2 protein-coding genes are annotated in these 603 nt (G+C 48.6%); one reads left to right on the forward strand and one right to left on the reverse strand.

What is annotated here, in order from left to right; translation table 11 throughout:
* Positions 1-284, forward strand: a 284-nt coding sequence (locus A3750_RS03580; protein WP_156498360.1) for a tyrosine-type recombinase/integrase, incomplete at its 5' end; no start/stop codon positions are given.
* 20 nt (positions 285-304) lie between these two features.
* On the opposite strand, the gene A3750_RS03585 is transcribed toward A3750_RS03580, so the two are convergent.
* On the reverse strand, positions 305-603 hold a 299-nt coding region (locus A3750_RS03585), incomplete at its 5' end, for a sugar-transfer associated ATP-grasp domain-containing protein (protein WP_304440166.1).

Raw genomic sequence — 603 nt, forward strand, 5'->3', positions numbered from 1 at the left:
AACATTTATCCATCGATCCTCGATCGAGCATTGAACGTCGACACCACATAGGTGAACAGCAAATCCAGCGTGCTGTTGCCAAAGCCATTCGTGCAGCACATATCTATAAAAAGGCCGGTTGCCATACTTTTCGGCATAGTTTTGCGACCAATCTGTTGCGAAACGGAACGGATATTCGCGCTATTCAAGAGATGCTAGGGCATAGCAATATCGCAACGACGCAGATCTATACGCATGTTGTGGGTATTCAGGAGCGTGGCGTGGTGAGCCCAATGGATCAGTAGTTGTGTTCGTGGCGCTTGGTTTACGCGCCAAAGAGCGCTTGACTATACAGCACACGTTGATTCGGTGATCGATGTTTCTGTTTTGCTGTTGCGTCAATCGTTTTGATTCTTGGCAGGAGGCCTTGGCCATTGGCTAACTGAATAGCTAAGCCGGGCCGAGCGTTTAATTCCATTAGAAGTGGCCCCAGTTTTTCGTCCAAGACGAGATCTACGCCTAGGTAACCCAGGCCTGTCATTTCATAACAGCGTGCAGAAAGGCTGAGCAATTCGTTCCAATGCGGAATATTTAGCGCCGTTAAGTCTTTTCCTGTGTCTGGGT

The organism is Oleiphilus sp. HI0079 (assembly GCF_001635105.1).